Origin of the sequence: Rickettsia endosymbiont of Pantilius tunicatus (assembly GCF_964291875.1) — a bacterium.
Taxonomy (GTDB): Bacteria; Pseudomonadota; Alphaproteobacteria; order Rickettsiales; family Rickettsiaceae; genus Rickettsia.
This window is the reverse complement of sequence record NZ_OZ198175.1, coordinates 591,447-606,732: the sequence shown is the minus strand read 5'-3', so window position 1 is coordinate 606,732 and position 15,286 is coordinate 591,447. Positions and strand designations below refer to the sequence as shown.

Sequence of the window (15,286 nt, the reverse complement as noted above, 5' to 3'; positions counted from 1 at the left end):
ATTAATTAGAATACTAAAAATAGTTGCATGTTAATACTACTTTCTCTATTATAATCCCAATTTTTGGGTTACAATTACATACCTAATAATCAACTAATTTATATTAAATTATGGCTCATAAAGATTTATCACATTTAACAAAAGAACAAATCAAAGATTTAATAAAACGCTACTATAATCATAAAAAAATGGTTGATTTATTAGAAGAATTTGATATTAACGTACATCCTAATACGCTAATTAAACTCTTTCCTCCTATAATTCATAATGAATTATTTTGTAAGTATTGCTTAGATGTAAACCTAGTAAGTAAACTAGAAAGTAGAAATCATGCTAATTGTAATGTAGTACATTTTGAAAAATTTTGCCCTGCATGTGATCATAGAGATAATTCACACTGTCCATGTTCTCATTGCAAAGATATTAGAAAACAAAAAAAACAAGCTGAAGAAGAAAACAAACGAAATATTTTAATGCAAACATTTTTGTCTACTAATATTGATATTCCTGCAGTTGAGGAATTGACATTGAAAGATGCGGTATATTTAATTTCTACAGCAGAACACTCTGCTACTAAAGACTTTGAGTTTATAAAACCATATTTAGAAGGACCTACTATAAACAGTTTAGTACCAGATGAAGAATTAATATATGATATTATAGAGCATTTAAATCGTAGAGGCTTCATACAAATTAATCCTTTAAAAAATAATCTCGATGTTTTTAAATTTGATTTAAACGACAAGGTAGTAGGTTATTATCGAGATAAACTATTATGGGAATTTTTACCTAATATGGATATTAAAGAAAAAATAGAATATTTAAATTTGATTCTAAATATTACTAAAGGCGAGTGGTCTTTTTCATGGAAAAATGATGTTATTGAAATGTGGGAGTTAATCACTAAATATGAATGTTTAGAAAATTTAAAATGTTTATTAGAAGAACATAGTTTTCCTGAAATGGATCAGCATGCAGAAAAGCAAGCTTTATCAACTTTTATAGATTTATTTGAAGATTTTTCAGTAGGACAAATATTTAACTTATCATGGCAAGCAGTACGTGACACAAAATATGAAAGTTCTTTAGAAAAAACCAGTTATTATAGATATAACAAAGATAACATCGCCACCATAATTATAAATAGAATACAACCAATAGCACTTAGAATAATAGCAAACCGCTGGGCTATAAAAAATTCTAAAAGAGAATATTGTACTCCACAAACTATACTTAGCTCTGTTTTTTTTGATTTATTCTTAGATAGAAATAAAGAATATTTTGAAAATGTTATACCAAGTGAATATAGTAAATAAATTTTATTTATAAAAATATGAATAATTTACGATAAAATTTCTTGAAACTTTAATCCTTTATATATACTCCCAAGTATAGCAGGGTTACCTTTTGGTAAAAAATTAAAAGGTATACAACAAATTAAAGTTTCAAAACGACAATCAAAATCCATGTTATTATACAATTTAACATCTAATGCATTCATATTATATTTGTCTATTCGTTTATCTTGAATATATTTTTTAAAGAAATTTTTTGCTTCATTAACTGTTTCTGCTTCAATGATAATCTGCTCACAATAACTAGTATCTTTTATTTTTTTAGAATTAACTTCTACATTAATAATCCATCTTTTTAAATTTTTTATATTCAATAAATGGAAACGATAAGCAATGTAGAAAAATTTTGCCATAATAAATTGCAATAATTTTAAAATTAAACATATTGACGTTAAAATAAAAAAGCTATTTTCAAAACAAGGGTAGAAAATGTATAGCTTAATGCGATAAGATAATGACTTAGAGTATGAGTTAGATTATACTAAATGAAAAACTTATGGCAAAGGCATATTCATACGATTTAAGAATACGAGTAATAAAAAGTTTAACAGATGGTAAAACAATAAAAGAGACTTCTGAGATATACTCTATTAGTAGGAAGACTATAATAGAATGGAAAAAATTAAAGAAACAAACCGGCGATATCAAAGCAAAAAGTGGTTATCATACAGGACATCGTAGAATAATAAGAGACATAGAGGGATTTAAAAAATTTATAGAATTAAATTTTGATAAAACCACCATGGAACTAGCTAACAACTGGAGTCAAAAAGTATCTGCAAGTACGATATCAAGATTGCTTAATAAATTAGGTTATATGGTAAATTAAGTTGAAGTTTGCGTATTAAAGAATTGAATTAAAGCATTATATAATTGATCAAATTGAGTAATTGTAGCTTTAATCCATCGCTTCATATTGGTCCAAAATTTCTCTATTGGATTTAGATCAGGGGAGTAAGGTGGTAAGAATATTATCCTACAACCTACTGATTCTATTAGTTCTTTGGTCCTTTGAGACTTATGGAAAGCAGCGTTATCCATCACTACAACTTGTCCAGGTTTTAGCTCTTTTATTAAAAATTCTCCAACCCAACTTTCAAATAATTGTCTATTACATGTTCCATTAAATATCATCGGTGCTATACACTCTTTATTAACATAACCAGCTATGATATTTGTTCTGTTGTAATATTTACCGCTTTTTTTACCAATAAGTTTTTCGCTTTTTTTGCCCCATCCTCTATCTTTGCAGATATTTATCTCAATACCACTTTCATCAATATATACAAGATGTTCTATTGGTGTATCTTTTATGACCTCTTGGTACTTATCTCGCTTTTCTTGACTTGCTTCCAAGTAGGAAAAGTCTTTTTTTTATAGCTAAAACCTAGTTGCTTTAACCAATAATACGCACCCACAGAACTCATATTAAAATACGTACCCATTTCTAATAATGTGAAATTAGGATTAGAACTCACGTACAACTCAACATCTTGACTTGTTACCCGTCCTTTTTTGCCTCCTATTCTTCTTGCTAAATAATGTCCTTCGGACTTATATCTCTTATACCAATTCCTTACTGTGTTTGCTGCTATTTCAAATCTTATCGCAGTGCTATTGCAGCTATTACCTCTTTCTACATATCCTATAACTCTTTTTCTAAAATCTTGACTATATGATCTTGGCATTTTCCTTTATATATATCATCCCTATACTCAAACCTCAACTTAATTTACTATAGTTATAAAAAAAACTTTTCTTCATCCCAAAAGAGATGTTGGTCTAAGGAATGAGTTTATATTGAAACTAAAAACTATAGACAAACAAGATTTAGTATTTATCGATGAATCTGGGATAGAAGATAATAGCTGTAGAGAACACGGGTGGAGCATTATCGGTCAAAGATGTTATGGTGAAAGGGGCTATCAATATAAATCACGGATTAGTATGATTGCTGGGGTGTCTGCCAAAGATATTATTGCCCCAATAATATTTGATGGGACATGTAATAAGGACATTTTTGAAACTTATGTACAAGAGATATTGATCAAAGAGTTAAAGCCTGGTCAGATAGTAGTAATGGATAATATTAATTTTCATAAAAGTACAAAAGTGAAAACGTTAATTGAATCTGTTGGTTGCAGTATTTTATTTTTACCAACTTACTCTCCTGATTTAAATCCTATTGAGCATTACTGGTTTAAAATCAAGAACGAAATAAGAAAAACTGTTTATAATTTTGAGCACTTTTTTGATGCGGTTTACTATGCTCTTGAAAAAGTCACTACCTTATCGCATTAAGCTATACCTCCATAAAAACTTTCTTAACGATAATATATAATGTAGCACTTATAATTATCCATAAAACAACTAGATTTGTACGTTGTTTATCTTTAAATTTGTCTGTTAGAAAAAGAAAAAACCAATAAGCTATTGTTCCACCTATAGTAAAATTCCAAATTTCAATATCATTAAGTGATCCTCTAATGCCCCATTCAACATGATCCCAATCTACAATAGTTGGTTTATCCTCGGTCATAATAAACCCCATATTCTCGAATGCTTCAGTTAATAAAGCTTTTATATGAAAAGCAATTATAACACAACTAACTCCAAAAAAATTAATTATGATATCAGACTTAATCAGATGTTTAAAATTAAATCTGATTAATAGATTTATTACTAACAGTACTAGAATTGCTATATCAAAATACATATCTTTTTTGATTATTTGGACATAAATATAATGAATTATTTTCTATAATATTACTATAAATTTAAACTATAAGTAACAAAATTTGTTATTCTTTTTTATTTATCTCCTTCGCCTCTCTCCAAAGTTTCAGTAAAAATTCTGCGGATTGTCCTTGTAGATTTGGCAAATTATGTTTTCTGGTAAGTGTTTTTACTGCCTCCATACGCTTAGCAAATTTTACACCAGTTTTGTTAAGCGTCTCTTCTACATCAAACTCTAAAAACCTACATAAAGAAATTGCCGTATGAAGTAAATCGCCTATTTCTTCCTGCACTCTTTCTTTGGATTCGCCATCGTTAATAGCTTCTTTTATCTCTCTACATTCATCAATTACCTGCTCTAAAATCATCTCATAATCAGACCAATCAAAGCCATAATCCCGTGCATCTTTTTCTAAGGTAATTAAATCTTTTAAAGCGTTCATAAATTTATATTTTTACTTAAGTTTTTTAGTAAGAAATAATACTAAATCGTCATCTAGTATAGTTTTATCACCATAATTTAAAGTACGGTCATTATATGCAATTGATTGACCATCAGGTATATAACCGTTTCTAATATAAAGCCTTTGAGCGGCAGCATAGCCTGAATATAATCCAACACCGATACCGATAATATTACTTTTCTGCTGTGCTGTATTTTCGGCTGTTTTTAATAATTTTAAACCAATACCTAAATTTCTAAATAACGGTAATACATTGAGATCTTTTATTTCAGGAATTTGGTTTTTATAAAACGGCAAATATTTTGATTGCCAAACAAGGGTTACATATCCAGCTATTTGATTATTTAAATACGCAACCCAAATAAGCATTTTGTTTTGTTGTTGTTCTTGCAAATATTACTCAAAAATTTCTTTCGGCTTATGCCATCCTACCTTAGCAAAATTTGATACTAGTAAATCAATATCGACAATATTTAATTCTTTGATTCTGAGTTTAGCAATTAAATCTTCTTCCATAAATTTATAATACTTTTCCCAAATCTATATAATTTTTCTGTATTGAAACATCGTTAAATTCCATATCTATATATCCAAGCTTGTGGTAAAAAGTTTCAGCACTTATTCTTGCATGCATTTTTAGAATTTTGATATTTTGGTCTCTTAACCATTTTTCTAAAAGCTGCATCATATATTTACCGAAGCCTTGCTTTTGATGTGGCTTATCCACCGCAAGCGATCTTAAAGCTGCTTCATTTTCATTTAAAAATTCTATATGGGCAGTTGCAACTATCTCTTTTGCCTTATAAAGCACAAAATGGTAATGATTACTTGCGGTTATAGACGGATGGTTAGTGTCATATTCTACATTTATAGGTTCGAAAATTTGTTCCGCTCGTATGCGGTGATATTCTTGCCATTCTCTATCATTGGTGCAACGTGTTAGATATATTTTATCATCTTTAAACATAAATGTATTTTTTGAAATTGTTTATGCTATAATATTCTACTTAAAATTTAAATTACTTTATATTTATGAACAAAATTATTACACAATTACCCGAAATTAAGCTAGTCGGTATTACAACTCGTACTTCTAACGCAGCTGAATTCAATCCTGATACTGCTAAAATAAAGTCTATGCTGCAAAGATTTTTTGCTGATAATTTACAAGATAAAATTTTAAATAGAAAAAATCCTGGTAAAATTTTTGCAGTTTACACAAATTACGCTAGCAATGAAAATGGGGAGTATACCTATTTTCTAGGTGAAGAGGTTACTACTTTTGAGAGTACTAGTCAAGGATTTGAGGAGCTGACTATTCCGGTGCAGAATTATGCAAAATTTACATCAGATCATGGTCCAATACCGGCAGTCGTTATTAATATGTGGCAAAAGATTTGGCAAATGGATGATACAGCTTTAGGCGGTAAAAGAGCTTATATAGCTGATTTTGAAATATATGATGAAAGAAGCCACGACCATAATAATGCTGTTCTGGATATTTATATTGGTATCAAAAATGAAAATATTTAATAGCTATCGTGATTCGGTTTATATCAAAGATCACGTCAAATCAAAGCATATTATAGCAGGCGAGTATTCCTATTATTCAGGCTATTATCATGGTGTGGCATTTGATGAATGTGTTATGTATAGTAAATTAAGTTGAGGTTTGAGTATAGGGATGATATATATAAAGGAAAATGCCAAGATCATATAGTCAAGATTTTAGAAAAAGAGTTATAGGATATGTAGAAAGAGGTAATAGCTGCAATAGCACTGCGATAAGATTTGAAATAGCAGCAAACACAGTAAGGAATTGGTATAAGAGATATAAGTCCGAAGGACATTATTTAGCAAGAAGAATAGGAGGCAAAAAAGGACGGGTAACAAGTCAAGATGTTGAGTTGTACGTGAGTTCTAATCCTAATTTCACATTATTAGAAATGGGTACGTATTTTAATATGAGTTCTGTGGGTGCGTATTATTGGTTAAAGCAACTAGGTTTTAGCTATAAAAAAAAGACTTTTCCTACTTGGAAGCAAGTCAAGAAAAGCGAGATAAGTACCAAGAGGTCATAATAAGATACACCAATAGAACATCTTGTATATATTGATGAAAGTGGTATTGAGATAAATATCTGCAAAGATAGAGGATGGGGCAAAAAAAGCGAAAAACTTATTGGTAAAAAAAGCGGTAAATATTACAACAGAACAAATATCATAGCTGGTTATGTTAATAAAGAGTGTATAGCACCGATGATATTTAATGGAACATGTAATAGACAATTATTTGAAAGTTGGGTTGGAGAATTTTTAATAAAAGAGCTAAAACCTGGACAAGTTGTAGTGATGGATAACGCTGCTTTCCATAAGTCTCAAAGGACCAAAGAACTAATAGAATCAGTAGGTTGTAGGATAATATTCTTACCACCTTACTCCCCTGATCTAAATCCAATAGAGAAATTTTGGGCCAATATGAAGCGATGGATTAAAGCTAAAATTACTCAATTTGATCAATTATATAATGCTTTAATTCAATTCTTTAATACGCAAACTTCAACTTAATTTACCATATTTAGATGTAGAAAATAATAACTGTGATGCTGATGAAATTGATAAGCTGATTATTGGCAAATTTTGTTCGATTGCTACCGGTACTAAATTTATGATGGGAGGGACACAAGGGCATAATTATAACTGGATAGCATCTTACCCACTCGATTCTTTTGATGAAGATTTTGACAATTACGAAACAATCCCGCCGAAAGCTTATAAGCTTAAAGGTGATACTGTGCTTGGGAATGATGTTTGGATCGGTGCTGAAAGCTTAATTATGCCCGGGATTAAAATAGCCGACGGAACAATAGTCGGGGCAAGGAGTTTAGTAACTAAAAACATTGGAGCTTATGAAATATGGGGCGGTAATCCTGCTCGTTTAATTAAAAAACGCTTTTCTGACGAAGATATAGAAAAATTGCTACAAATAAAATGGTGGGATTGGCATGACGACAAAATAAAGCAAAACTTACATCTACTCAGAAATTCAGATGTAGAGAGCTTGTGGGAAAAGTTTAAAGAAATATAGGAAAGCAATTAATGCAAATTATTTATATGTTATAATGCTCATAATATTTTAGAGGTTATTATGATAAGTGAAAAATTTTGATTATGCATTCAAAATATTAGAGTTACAAATACATATATTAAGTTTAAAATTACAGCAAATAAAGTTAAAAGACTATAAACACGTTAAAGAGTTAAATGAGCTAGATTATCAGCTTTATATTTTGATGAAAAGCATAACAAAATATGATTTTATTTCTCGTATTAATTTCGGTAATTCATTGTTAGTTGGGAAGGGTAATTTAAGCTTTACTGTTAGCTTAATAAAAAAATTACAACAATCACCTAAATGTACTATGGTAAATTAAGTTGAAGTTTGCGTATTAAAGAATTGAATTAAAGCATTATATAATTGATCAAATTGAGTAATTGTAGCTTTAATCCATCGCTTCATATTGGTCCAAAATTTCTCTATTGGATTTAGATCAGGGGAGTAAGGTGGTAAGAATATTATCCTACAACCTACTGATTCTATTAGTTCTTTGGTCCTTTGAGACTTATGGAAAGCAGCGTTATCCATCACTACAACTTGTCCAGGTTTTAGCTCTTTTATTAAAAATTCTCCAACCCAACTTTCAAATAATTGTCTATTACATGTTCCATTAAATATCATCGGTGCTATACACTCTTTATTAACATAACCAGCTATGATATTTGTTCTGTTGTAATATTTACCGCTTTTTTTACCAATAAGTTTTTCGCTTTTTTTGCCCCATCCTCTATCTTTGCAGATATTTATCTCAATACCACTTTCATCAATATATACAAGATGTTCTATTGGTGTATCTTTTATGACCTCTTGGTACTTATCTCGCTTTTCTTGACTTGCTTCCAAGTAGGAAAAGTCTTTTTTTTATAGCTAAAACCTAGTTGCTTTAACCAATAATACGCACCCACAGAACTCATATTAAAATACGTACCCATTTCTAATAATGTGAAATTAGGATTAGAACTCACGTACAACTCAACATCTTGACTTGTTACCCGTCCTTTTTTGCCTCCTATTCTTCTTGCTAAATAATGTCCTTCGGACTTATATCTCTTATACCAATTCCTTACTGTGTTTGCTGCTATTTCAAATCTTATCGCAGTGCTATTGCAGCTATTACCTCTTTCTACATATCCTATAACTCTTTTTCTAAAATCTTGACTATATGATCTTGGCATTTTCCTTTATATATATCATCCCTATACTCAAACCTCAACTTAATTTACTATATTACTAAAGCATATTCTCCTCAAACAAATGGTATGTGTGAACGTTTTAATAAAACTATGACACAAGAATTCTTTGATACAGCTATGCGGAAAAGGATCTACACTGATCTTGATGATTTACAATTAGATCTTGATATTTGGTTAGAGCATTTCAATAATGAGCGACCACATTCAGGAAAATATTGTTATGGTAAAACGCCTATGCAAACTTTTAAGGATAGTAAGAAATTAGCTGTTGAAAAGAATAATGAAATCTTGTATCTTGATTATATATCTGACAGTCATAATTTATCAGATATTCAGATATAATTTTTATAGTGTCTGTAAGATCAAATCTTGACTTCTACAAATAATCTATCGCCTATAGTTGATTATTTGATTTTCGGCATTGTTCATAAAGGGCATGAGAACTTACCTATAGTTTACATCAGTCTTAAAGATATATTAAACCAATTAAGCTATAGTGATATTTTAGTAGGGCTGAGCAAAGAATTTACGATTATGAGTGCAGACTCTTTTTTGCATAAAGTATCGATCAATAATATGCCTTTATTAGTAGAGTATTCTACAGGATATTATAGTAGAATAAAAATGGACGTTATAGCTGAAACGCAAAAGGCACAAGGTTTTTTAAATAAAATTAGAGAGATTGTAGATCAAAAATCAATTCAGAATCATATATATGTTAATCCTGGGGACATCGTCATATTAAATAACAAAATGGTTTTACATAAGAGAGATAAATATACCCCTAAATGGGACGGAAAAGATCGTTATTTCACAAGAATATATGCAGTAAAAGATATAAAACAAGGAGTGCTAGCAAATCCTGATAAACCTTGGATATGGGTATAAATATAGATATCGTCAGAGGTAAATGGCAATGCTGTGTGAAATTGCTCGCATGGACCAAAAAGCGTTCTCAGTGTCATATCGAATAGTATTGGACAGTTTTATTATTGTAAGGATATTAAATAGCTTCCAAATCGTCATTGCGAGGCGGCTTGCTTGCGTGGATACTAAGTTGTCTGAGCTACGCGAATGAAATGAGCGTGGCAATCCAGAAAAAATAATAAAAATGCTACAAGCTAGCATTTTTATACTGGATTGTGTACGTACAATTACTTCGTAATTTCCTTAGCTCAGACGGAAAAACTAATCCACGCAACAATGCTTTCTCGCAAAAGCGGGAATCCAGTAATTACTAAACGTAAATACAATTAGTTTTTATAATCAAGAATTATATTTATTTAAATTTTTTCTGGATTCCAGCTTTTGCAGGAATGACATACGGGACATTTTTTGAGCCATGCAACAACACTGGTACTAATAAGGGAGTGACAGGGGAAAATGATCCACATAGGCAATGCTTTCAAAAGAACAAGTAAGTTTTATTAACGTATTGGGCTGTTGAAAAAGTATTTTTTTTAAAAAAATTTCTACAAAAATTACTATTTTTATATAAAAATGTATTTAAAAACACATAAATTTTCATAAAAAGCATAATTATTAGTAGTATTTTTATGAAAAAATAAATAGTAAAAAAATAGTTTTAGGCTTTTTCAACAACCCGATATGAAATAAAAATTATTGCAATTTTAAAACATGTTCTAAAATTTTTTCTGCTGCACTTGAAGCAGACAGATCGCTTACGTTCAGTTCTAATAAATTAGGATGTGAGATATTAATTAACTCTATCCCCTCTTCAATTCGTAGAGATTTATAACGCAAAGCTCTTTCAGGATTTGCTACACGCTTTTTATTTTCCTCTTCAGAAATAAGTAGCTTTAACCGGCACAAAAAGCGAATCACGTTGCAAAGCCATATTCTCTACTTGTTTAAAAAGCTTGTGATCTCGTTCAATTTCACCGAGTACATTAGTTAGCACATAATTATTGCTATGTTCGCAAGAAATAAATTCAAAAATACTATCCCGAATTTTCCTAATTATTTCCCAAGCAAATTCCGGAATCTTCTTAAAGCCATCATATTCAAGCAAAGCAAAAATAGGGTTATTGATTAGCTGATTATCACATATAATATATCCGCTTTTGCTAAGCTTTTTTGCTATAGTATATTTACCCGTTCCTGGCTTTCCTATTAAGTAGATAATGGTGATCATTTTCTAAATCTTTCCTCTAATTCCTTATCCAAAAGCCAAATATGTTCTTTTTCAAGTATTTCGTAACGTAATTGTTCTTTTTCTTTATCAAGGATAGGTAAAGGTGCTATTTTGGCAGCTCCGTAATGAATACCTTGAAAATCAATATTCATATCTAGGCAAGCTTTTTCAACCGACTCCAGCTCTTTCATCTGATCATCAACAAAAATAATCTTTTTAAAATGCAAATTATACTTCTCAAGAGCAGCTTTTAATACTAAACCTTTATCTGCTAAGGAGGTTAAAATAACTCCCGATATTAACATCGGAATACCGTTTTTATTTTCAAATTCCGGAAAGGTTCCATCTTCTTTAAAAGGTGAAGTAGTAACAAAAGAAATTCCTACTTGATTCAAACCTGTAAATCTTAAATCTTCCATTTTATCTATATTGCCGTATTTACCTGTCCACCAACCAGTTAGAGCAATTGCCGGAATGTTTCGTTGCTCCAAACTCTTAATCAAGCTTCGCATATTTTCGTCAACAGGCTGGACAGTACGTCTTTCAAAGACGCAACTATACAGATATCTAAGCTCATCTTTTGAGTAGCGTTCTCTTAGTTTTTGCGTTAGCTCTAATCTAACCGGAACATTAAAAGCAAACTCATCGGTCGGCATCACTAATACATCATCTACATCAAAAATAACCAAAGTATCTTTATCGGCTTTGTTTACATATTCTTCTATTACTTTGAAATTATTAGTCGGGATAATATCCCCGAAACAATTAGCAGATAAACAAAAAAAGCTTAAAAAAAAATTAGATTTAAGGGTTTCATAATTATTTTATTACTTTTCTAAAAGTCAGAGATATACGCCTATTACGAGCTATTTTATTATCACTCTTTCTAGCTATAATTCCATGCTGCCATTTATATCTTGCTTCATTTTTAAGTATTAGTAGACTCCTAGCTTGAAGAGTAATAGAACGCTTGACTTTATCTTTCGTTAGCTCCATAGCACATCTTGAACCTAGACTTAACGAGCATATAGTATCTGAAAAACAAGGTATACAATCTGTATAAGGTGTTATTCCTTGCCCGGGCATATATTCATTTATTATTACTTGATCGGGAATTTCATGAAAAATATTTTGTTTATGTAATGAATCACATAAAGTTTGCAACCATTGAGGTAACATACCTAAAAAATAGGATTGATTTATAAAACGACTTTTATAGTAATATTTATAACCGTAATGTTGCACTCTACGTTTCAATTCATTGTTCCACTTGCTATTATCTATTAATTTTATCAGCTTATTCTCTTCTTCGATCGTTATATATTCTGAAATATATGTTAACCCTGGAATAATTATCTGATCATCAAAAAGACTAAGCTGATTCATAATTTAAATTCCCAAGTAGCAAATTTAGAATGTTCTTCAATTGCACTTTCATCTTGATTGGTCATAGTGTGTGAATATTCTGGATAATCTTTTGGATCAAATTTATATTTAATAGGCATTGGTATTTTTAATTCTTGAGACAATTTCTCAAACTGAAATATTTTATTATAAAAATCACTATAGTAAATTAAGTTGAGGTTTGAGTATAGGGATGATATATATAAAGGAAAATGCCAAGATCATATAGTCAAGATTTTAGAAAAAGAGTTATAGGATATGTAGAAAGAGGTAATAGCTGCAATAGCACTGCGATAAGATTTGAAATAGCAGCAAACACAGTAAGGAATTGGTATAAGAGATATAATCTGACTAACGAATATTAGAATTCCCTATGACGAATATTAAAATTACCTATTTTTGAGTAAAAAATATTGTCTAGTGTATTATATTATTATCCTCCAATTTTATAGTTAATTTTTTTTCTTTTGCTGTAGCGATTCTATAACTTTCAGTATTCAGTTCAAGAATTGAAGAATGGTGAACCAATCTGTCAATGGCTGCTGATGTAGTCATTTCGTCTTTAAAAATGGAATTCCATTTTGCAAAAACTAAATTGCTAGTAATTAATACACTACGCATCTCATAACGTTCAGCTAATAAGGTAAATAAAACATCAGTTTCCTCACGATTATATGGTACATATGATATATCATCAATTATCAATATTTCAAAATAATCGAATTTTTTAATAATTTGCTTAAGTTTTAAACTAAGCTTTGCTTCTAGTAATTGTTGAACCAAATTAGCTGCTGTTGTATATAATACACGCCTACCGGCAAGACACCACTCACGTGCTAAACCTATACTAAGATGACTTTTGCCAGTACCAGGATTACCAAAAATAAGTATATTTTCATAGCGATCCATAAATTCTCCTTGTGCAAGATATTGGATCTTAGTTGACGATAATCCTGGGATACGCTTAATATCAAAGTTGCTTAATAACTTATCTCGAGAGAGTTTTGCTTGCTTTAGCAATCTGGCGATACGTTGCTGATGTCTATGTTCTAACTCACGTATGGCTAACTCTTGTAGATAATCTATATATGTTTTCTTTTCTTGCTCAAAGCTTTCTGCAACTGATTTATAGCATGATGCAAAAGTAGGTAAACAAAGGTTCTTGAGTAAATTATTTAGCGGTTGCGGAGTTATTATCTTTTTACTCATGCGACCTCCATTGTTTTAAAGCAATGTAATTGATCATATTCGGACAGTACTGGTTGATTAATTTTTACTGAACAAACAGTTTTAGTCTGACTATTTAGTAAATCTGTAATATGATCAATTATTGGTTCAATCTTCTCTTCTACTAGCATTTCTAATGCAGCAACTACATTCAATTCTCCATACATTTTTGCTAATTGTAATATTTTAAGATATATTTTATGCCCCTTATATGGATATATAGATATCAGCTGGTCATATACCTGACGAAATATAGCACGTGGAAATAAAGCTTCATAATATTGATATTGGGCAAATGCTCCAGGTTTACGTACTAAACTATCAATGATATGTCTATAATCAATAACATAGCCATTGCTGATTCTAAACATTTTTTGTAAACATTTGTTACCATAGTAAAGCTCTATTTCTTCAGAATAAATATAAGCTTTTAAAGTATAACCTATTAAGCGACTAGGCACAGAATAAGCTACAGATAAAATACTAACTGTACTGCTTGGGTTAACACGTACTGATAATATTGTAGGTGCATTCCATTTCCTGATTGGTAACTCTTTTAAATAAACTAATTCTTCAGCTAATTTTTCTTTTCTACAGCTATTGCGCTTTTCTTTAATTTGTGTAAGGAATAATTCATAAGCTTTTAAATCAACAAAATTACGTGATCCACGTAATAGCAAATGTTGATTCACTGCTTGCTTAAATGTATCATGACTTTTTTCAACAGAACCATTTTCATGACTGACACCGGGATTATTTCGCGATGGTGCAACATCGTAATAACCAAGCAATTCTTGCCATTTTTCTGTAAATTGTCTACTATTACCACATTGCTTGGTAGCTGCACTTAAATTATCTGTACGATGCTCTGGTAAAACTCCACCTAACTCCCATACAGCTTTTTCAAACCCTGATGCTAATGTATCAAAACTTTCACTATGGCATATGCTGAAAGTTTCCCAACATGAATAAGGCAATATAAAATGAAATAGTAAATGAGAATATGGTTTCCCATCAATACAAATACCTAATTGATTCATATTGGTCCAATCAGACTGGCTTTGTTTGCCAGGAAGAATATTTTGTAAAAAGATGACTGGCTTATCCTTACCATGTTCAGCTCTCCATTGTTTCAACCTTTTCTGCAAACAGCGTAATTGCTTTCCATTATAATTTCCATGATACTTTTCTGTCAAATATGCTAATATGGTAGTTGCTTGCAACTCCGGTGCTGATCCTAGCATTGATTCTATTTCATCCCAGTGCTTAACAAATGGATCCTTACGTGTCCTATATTTACGTACTGTTCGTAATTCGCTTGGATACTTATTAACACCTAAATATTTACGTGCTGTTTTTACACTCATACCTGCTTTTGCAGCAGAAATTATCTGATTATATTTTTTGATCTTTTGCATTAAAATACCTACTTGTTTATTTGTACATGTCATCAGTAATTCTCGAATAATAAATAAATCTTAAAAAGAAATTTTTATTCGATATTACTGTCCATAGTTACTTCTTTTTTATAGGTAATTTTAATGTTCGTTGAGGGTATTTCTAATATTCGTTAGTCAATAAGTCCGAAGGACATTATTTAGCAAGAAGAATAGGAGGCAAAAAAGGACGGGTAAC

Annotated in this window: 25 protein-coding genes and 2 pseudogenes; 11 read left to right on the top strand and 16 right to left on the bottom strand. The window is 30.4% G+C overall.

Going from position 1 to position 15,286, the window contains the following annotated elements; genetic code table 11:
* Window positions 1-110 precede the first annotated feature (110 nt).
* Window positions 111-1,316, top strand: coding sequence for a hypothetical protein (locus ACICQC_RS03525; protein WP_395477402.1), 1,206 nt, complete (start codon window positions 111-113; stop codon window positions 1,314-1,316).
* A gap of 26 nt (window positions 1,317-1,342) precedes the next feature.
* On the opposite strand, the gene ACICQC_RS03520 is transcribed toward ACICQC_RS03525, so the two are convergent.
* Complete coding sequence (locus tag ACICQC_RS03520; RefSeq protein ID WP_395477401.1) at window positions 1,343-1,708, bottom strand: hypothetical protein; 366 nt, start codon at window positions 1,706-1,708, stop codon at window positions 1,343-1,345.
* A gap of 143 nt (window positions 1,709-1,851) precedes the next feature.
* Between ACICQC_RS03520 and ACICQC_RS03515 the strand changes: the two genes are divergently transcribed.
* Complete coding sequence (locus ACICQC_RS03515; RefSeq protein WP_395477037.1) at window positions 1,852-2,184, top strand: IS630 transposase-related protein; 333 nt, start codon at window positions 1,852-1,854, stop codon at window positions 2,182-2,184.
* Here the strand turns inward: ACICQC_RS03515 and ACICQC_RS03510 are convergent.
* Window positions 2,181-2,711, bottom strand: a complete 531-nt coding sequence (locus ACICQC_RS03510; RefSeq protein ID WP_395476334.1) for an IS630 family transposase — start codon at window positions 2,709-2,711, stop codon at window positions 2,181-2,183. The two genes, ACICQC_RS03515 and ACICQC_RS03510, sit on opposite strands and share 4 nt — an antisense overlap.
* A complete protein-coding gene (locus ACICQC_RS03505) occupies window positions 2,666-3,043 on the bottom strand; it encodes an IS630 transposase-related protein (RefSeq protein WP_395476240.1) in 378 nt (125 codons plus the stop codon). The genes ACICQC_RS03510 and ACICQC_RS03505 overlap by 46 nt, the downstream gene beginning before the upstream one ends.
* A gap of 58 nt (window positions 3,044-3,101) precedes the next feature.
* Between ACICQC_RS03505 and ACICQC_RS03500 the strand changes: the two are divergent.
* A pseudogene (locus ACICQC_RS03500) lies at window positions 3,102-3,656 on the top strand (IS630 family transposase); the annotation flags it as partial.
* Window position 3,657: 1 nt separating this feature from the next.
* Here ACICQC_RS03500 and ACICQC_RS03495 read toward each other — a convergent pair.
* The 4 genes from ACICQC_RS03495 to ACICQC_RS03480 all read right to left on the bottom strand — a co-directional run bounded on the left by ACICQC_RS03495 (window position 3,658) and on the right by ACICQC_RS03480 (window position 5,522).
* Window positions 3,658-4,071, bottom strand: a complete 414-nt coding sequence (locus ACICQC_RS03495) for a hypothetical protein (protein WP_395477400.1) — start codon at window positions 4,069-4,071, stop codon at window positions 3,658-3,660.
* An 85-nt stretch (window positions 4,072-4,156) separates the two neighbouring features.
* A complete protein-coding gene (locus ACICQC_RS03490) occupies window positions 4,157-4,534 on the bottom strand; it encodes a MazG nucleotide pyrophosphohydrolase domain-containing protein (RefSeq protein WP_395477399.1) in 378 nt (125 codons plus the stop codon).
* 12 nt (window positions 4,535-4,546) lie between these two features.
* Window positions 4,547-4,948: a GNAT family N-acetyltransferase gene (locus tag ACICQC_RS03485; RefSeq protein ID WP_395477398.1), complete on the bottom strand. Its 402-nt coding sequence runs from the start codon at window positions 4,946-4,948 to the stop codon at window positions 4,547-4,549.
* A 127-nt stretch (window positions 4,949-5,075) separates the two neighbouring features.
* A complete protein-coding gene (locus ACICQC_RS03480) occupies window positions 5,076-5,522 on the bottom strand; it encodes a GNAT family N-acetyltransferase (protein ID WP_395477397.1) in 447 nt (148 codons plus the stop codon).
* Window positions 5,523-5,587: 65 nt separating this feature from the next.
* Here ACICQC_RS03480 and ACICQC_RS03475 point away from each other — a divergent pair, with 65 nt between their 5' ends.
* The 5 genes from ACICQC_RS03475 (at window position 5,588) to ACICQC_RS03455 (ending at window position 7,988) form a co-directional block, all read left to right on the top strand.
* On the top strand, window positions 5,588-6,088 hold the full coding sequence (locus tag ACICQC_RS03475) for a GyrI-like domain-containing protein (protein WP_395477396.1): 501 nt from the start codon (window positions 5,588-5,590) through the stop codon (window positions 6,086-6,088).
* 170 nt (window positions 6,089-6,258) lie between these two features.
* Complete coding sequence (locus tag ACICQC_RS03470) at window positions 6,259-6,636, top strand: IS630 transposase-related protein (protein ID WP_395476240.1); 378 nt, start codon at window positions 6,259-6,261, stop codon at window positions 6,634-6,636.
* Between the two features lie 12 nt (window positions 6,637-6,648).
* Window positions 6,649-7,122 carry an IS630 family transposase gene (locus ACICQC_RS03465; protein WP_395477635.1) on the top strand — a complete coding sequence of 158 codons (474 nt, stop codon included), beginning with the start codon at window positions 6,649-6,651 and terminating at the stop codon, window positions 7,120-7,122.
* A gap of 103 nt (window positions 7,123-7,225) precedes the next feature.
* On the top strand, window positions 7,226-7,642 hold the full coding sequence (locus ACICQC_RS03460) for a CatB-related O-acetyltransferase (RefSeq protein WP_395477395.1): 417 nt from the start codon (window positions 7,226-7,228) through the stop codon (window positions 7,640-7,642).
* A 67-nt stretch (window positions 7,643-7,709) separates the two neighbouring features.
* Entirely contained in the window at window positions 7,710-7,988 is a 279-nt protein-coding gene (locus ACICQC_RS03455) for a hypothetical protein (RefSeq protein ID WP_395477394.1), read from the top strand.
* Here the strand turns inward: ACICQC_RS03455 and ACICQC_RS03450 are convergent.
* On the bottom strand, window positions 7,985-8,515 hold the full coding sequence (locus ACICQC_RS03450; RefSeq protein WP_395476334.1) for an IS630 family transposase: 531 nt from the start codon (window positions 8,513-8,515) through the stop codon (window positions 7,985-7,987). The genes ACICQC_RS03455 and ACICQC_RS03450 overlap by 4 nt on opposite strands.
* The gene (locus ACICQC_RS03445) at window positions 8,470-8,847 is read right to left on the bottom strand and encodes an IS630 transposase-related protein (protein ID WP_395476240.1); all 378 of its coding nucleotides are present in this window, start codon (window positions 8,845-8,847) and stop codon (window positions 8,470-8,472) included. Before ACICQC_RS03445 ends, ACICQC_RS03450 begins: the two co-directional genes overlap by 46 nt.
* A 54-nt stretch (window positions 8,848-8,901) precedes the next feature.
* On the opposite strand from ACICQC_RS03445, the pseudogene ACICQC_RS03440 reads away from it, so the two are divergent.
* Together ACICQC_RS03440 and ACICQC_RS03435 are read left to right on the top strand one after the other, a co-directional pair.
* Window positions 8,902-9,207, top strand: a pseudogene (locus ACICQC_RS03440) (integrase core domain-containing protein); the annotation flags it as partial.
* Between the two features lie 27 nt (window positions 9,208-9,234).
* A complete protein-coding gene (locus ACICQC_RS03435; RefSeq protein WP_395477393.1) occupies window positions 9,235-9,753 on the top strand; it encodes a TauD/TfdA family dioxygenase in 519 nt (172 codons plus the stop codon).
* Between the two features lie 732 nt (window positions 9,754-10,485).
* Here the strand turns inward: ACICQC_RS03435 and ACICQC_RS03430 are convergent.
* The 5 genes from ACICQC_RS03430 to ACICQC_RS03410 form a co-directional block, all read right to left on the bottom strand.
* Window positions 10,486-10,698 (bottom strand): hypothetical protein, encoded by a 213-nt coding sequence (locus ACICQC_RS03430; RefSeq protein ID WP_395477392.1) that lies wholly within the window; start codon window positions 10,696-10,698, stop codon window positions 10,486-10,488.
* Entirely contained in the window at window positions 10,670-11,020 is a 351-nt protein-coding gene (locus ACICQC_RS03425; RefSeq protein ID WP_395477391.1) for a hypothetical protein, read from the bottom strand. The genes ACICQC_RS03430 and ACICQC_RS03425 overlap by 29 nt, the downstream gene beginning before the upstream one ends.
* Window positions 11,017-11,709: a DUF2608 domain-containing protein gene (locus ACICQC_RS03420; RefSeq protein WP_395477390.1), complete on the bottom strand. Its 693-nt coding sequence runs from the start codon at window positions 11,707-11,709 to the stop codon at window positions 11,017-11,019. The genes ACICQC_RS03425 and ACICQC_RS03420 overlap by 4 nt, the downstream gene beginning before the upstream one ends.
* Window positions 11,710-11,839: 130 nt before the next feature.
* Entirely contained in the window at window positions 11,840-12,406 is a 567-nt protein-coding gene (locus ACICQC_RS03415; RefSeq protein ID WP_395477389.1) for an alpha-ketoglutarate-dependent dioxygenase AlkB, read from the bottom strand.
* Entirely contained in the window at window positions 12,403-12,525 is a 123-nt protein-coding gene (locus ACICQC_RS03410; RefSeq protein ID WP_395477388.1) for a hypothetical protein, read from the bottom strand. The genes ACICQC_RS03415 and ACICQC_RS03410 overlap by 4 nt, the downstream gene beginning before the upstream one ends.
* A 111-nt stretch (window positions 12,526-12,636) precedes the next feature.
* Here ACICQC_RS03410 and ACICQC_RS03405 point away from each other — a divergent pair, with 111 nt between their 5' ends.
* Entirely contained in the window at window positions 12,637-12,789 is a 153-nt protein-coding gene (locus ACICQC_RS03405; RefSeq protein ID WP_395477387.1) for a helix-turn-helix domain-containing protein, read from the top strand.
* 52 nt (window positions 12,790-12,841) lie between these two features.
* On the opposite strand, the gene istB is transcribed toward ACICQC_RS03405, so the two are convergent.
* Together istB and istA are read right to left on the bottom strand one after the other, a co-directional pair.
* On the bottom strand, window positions 12,842-13,633 hold the full coding sequence (gene istB / locus ACICQC_RS03400; protein WP_395476338.1) for an IS21-like element helper ATPase IstB: 792 nt from the start codon (window positions 13,631-13,633) through the stop codon (window positions 12,842-12,844).
* Complete coding sequence (istA, locus tag ACICQC_RS03395) at window positions 13,630-15,102, bottom strand: IS21 family transposase (RefSeq protein WP_395476339.1); 1,473 nt, start codon at window positions 15,100-15,102, stop codon at window positions 13,630-13,632. The genes istB and istA overlap by 4 nt, the downstream gene beginning before the upstream one ends.
* Window positions 15,103-15,286: the final 184 nt, after the last annotated feature.

Excerpts from the sequence above, each read along its gene's own strand:
- ACICQC_RS03525 (WP_395477402.1), top strand. The coding sequence starts at position 111 with ATGGCTCATAAAGATTTATCACATTTAACAAAAGAACAAATCAAAGAT.
- ACICQC_RS03520 (WP_395477401.1), bottom strand. The coding sequence starts at position 1,708 with ATGGCAAAATTTTTCTACATTGCTTATCGTTTCCATTTATTGAATATA.
- ACICQC_RS03515 (WP_395477037.1), top strand. The coding sequence starts at position 1,852 with ATGGCAAAGGCATATTCATACGATTTAAGAATACGAGTAATAAAAAGT.
- ACICQC_RS03505 (WP_395476240.1), bottom strand. The coding sequence starts at position 3,043 with ATGCCAAGATCATATAGTCAAGATTTTAGAAAAAGAGTTATAGGATAT.
- ACICQC_RS03495 (WP_395477400.1), bottom strand. The coding sequence starts at position 4,071 with ATGTATTTTGATATAGCAATTCTAGTACTGTTAGTAATAAATCTATTA.
- ACICQC_RS03490 (WP_395477399.1), bottom strand. The coding sequence starts at position 4,534 with ATGAACGCTTTAAAAGATTTAATTACCTTAGAAAAAGATGCACGGGAT.
- ACICQC_RS03480 (WP_395477397.1), bottom strand. The coding sequence starts at position 5,522 with ATGTTTAAAGATGATAAAATATATCTAACACGTTGCACCAATGATAGA.
- ACICQC_RS03475 (WP_395477396.1), top strand. The coding sequence starts at position 5,588 with ATGAACAAAATTATTACACAATTACCCGAAATTAAGCTAGTCGGTATT.
- ACICQC_RS03470 (WP_395476240.1), top strand. The coding sequence starts at position 6,259 with ATGCCAAGATCATATAGTCAAGATTTTAGAAAAAGAGTTATAGGATAT.
- ACICQC_RS03460 (WP_395477395.1), top strand. The coding sequence starts at position 7,226 with ATGGGAGGGACACAAGGGCATAATTATAACTGGATAGCATCTTACCCA.
- ACICQC_RS03445 (WP_395476240.1), bottom strand. The coding sequence starts at position 8,847 with ATGCCAAGATCATATAGTCAAGATTTTAGAAAAAGAGTTATAGGATAT.
- ACICQC_RS03425 (WP_395477391.1), bottom strand. The coding sequence starts at position 11,020 with ATGATCACCATTATCTACTTAATAGGAAAGCCAGGAACGGGTAAATAT.
- ACICQC_RS03415 (WP_395477389.1), bottom strand. The coding sequence starts at position 12,406 with ATGAATCAGCTTAGTCTTTTTGATGATCAGATAATTATTCCAGGGTTA.
- ACICQC_RS03410 (WP_395477388.1), bottom strand. The coding sequence starts at position 12,525 with ATGCCTATTAAATATAAATTTGATCCAAAAGATTATCCAGAATATTCA.
- ACICQC_RS03405 (WP_395477387.1), top strand. The coding sequence starts at position 12,637 with ATGCCAAGATCATATAGTCAAGATTTTAGAAAAAGAGTTATAGGATAT.
- istB (WP_395476338.1), bottom strand. The coding sequence starts at position 13,633 with ATGAGTAAAAAGATAATAACTCCGCAACCGCTAAATAATTTACTCAAG.
- istA (WP_395476339.1), bottom strand. The coding sequence starts at position 15,102 with ATGACATGTACAAATAAACAAGTAGGTATTTTAATGCAAAAGATCAAA.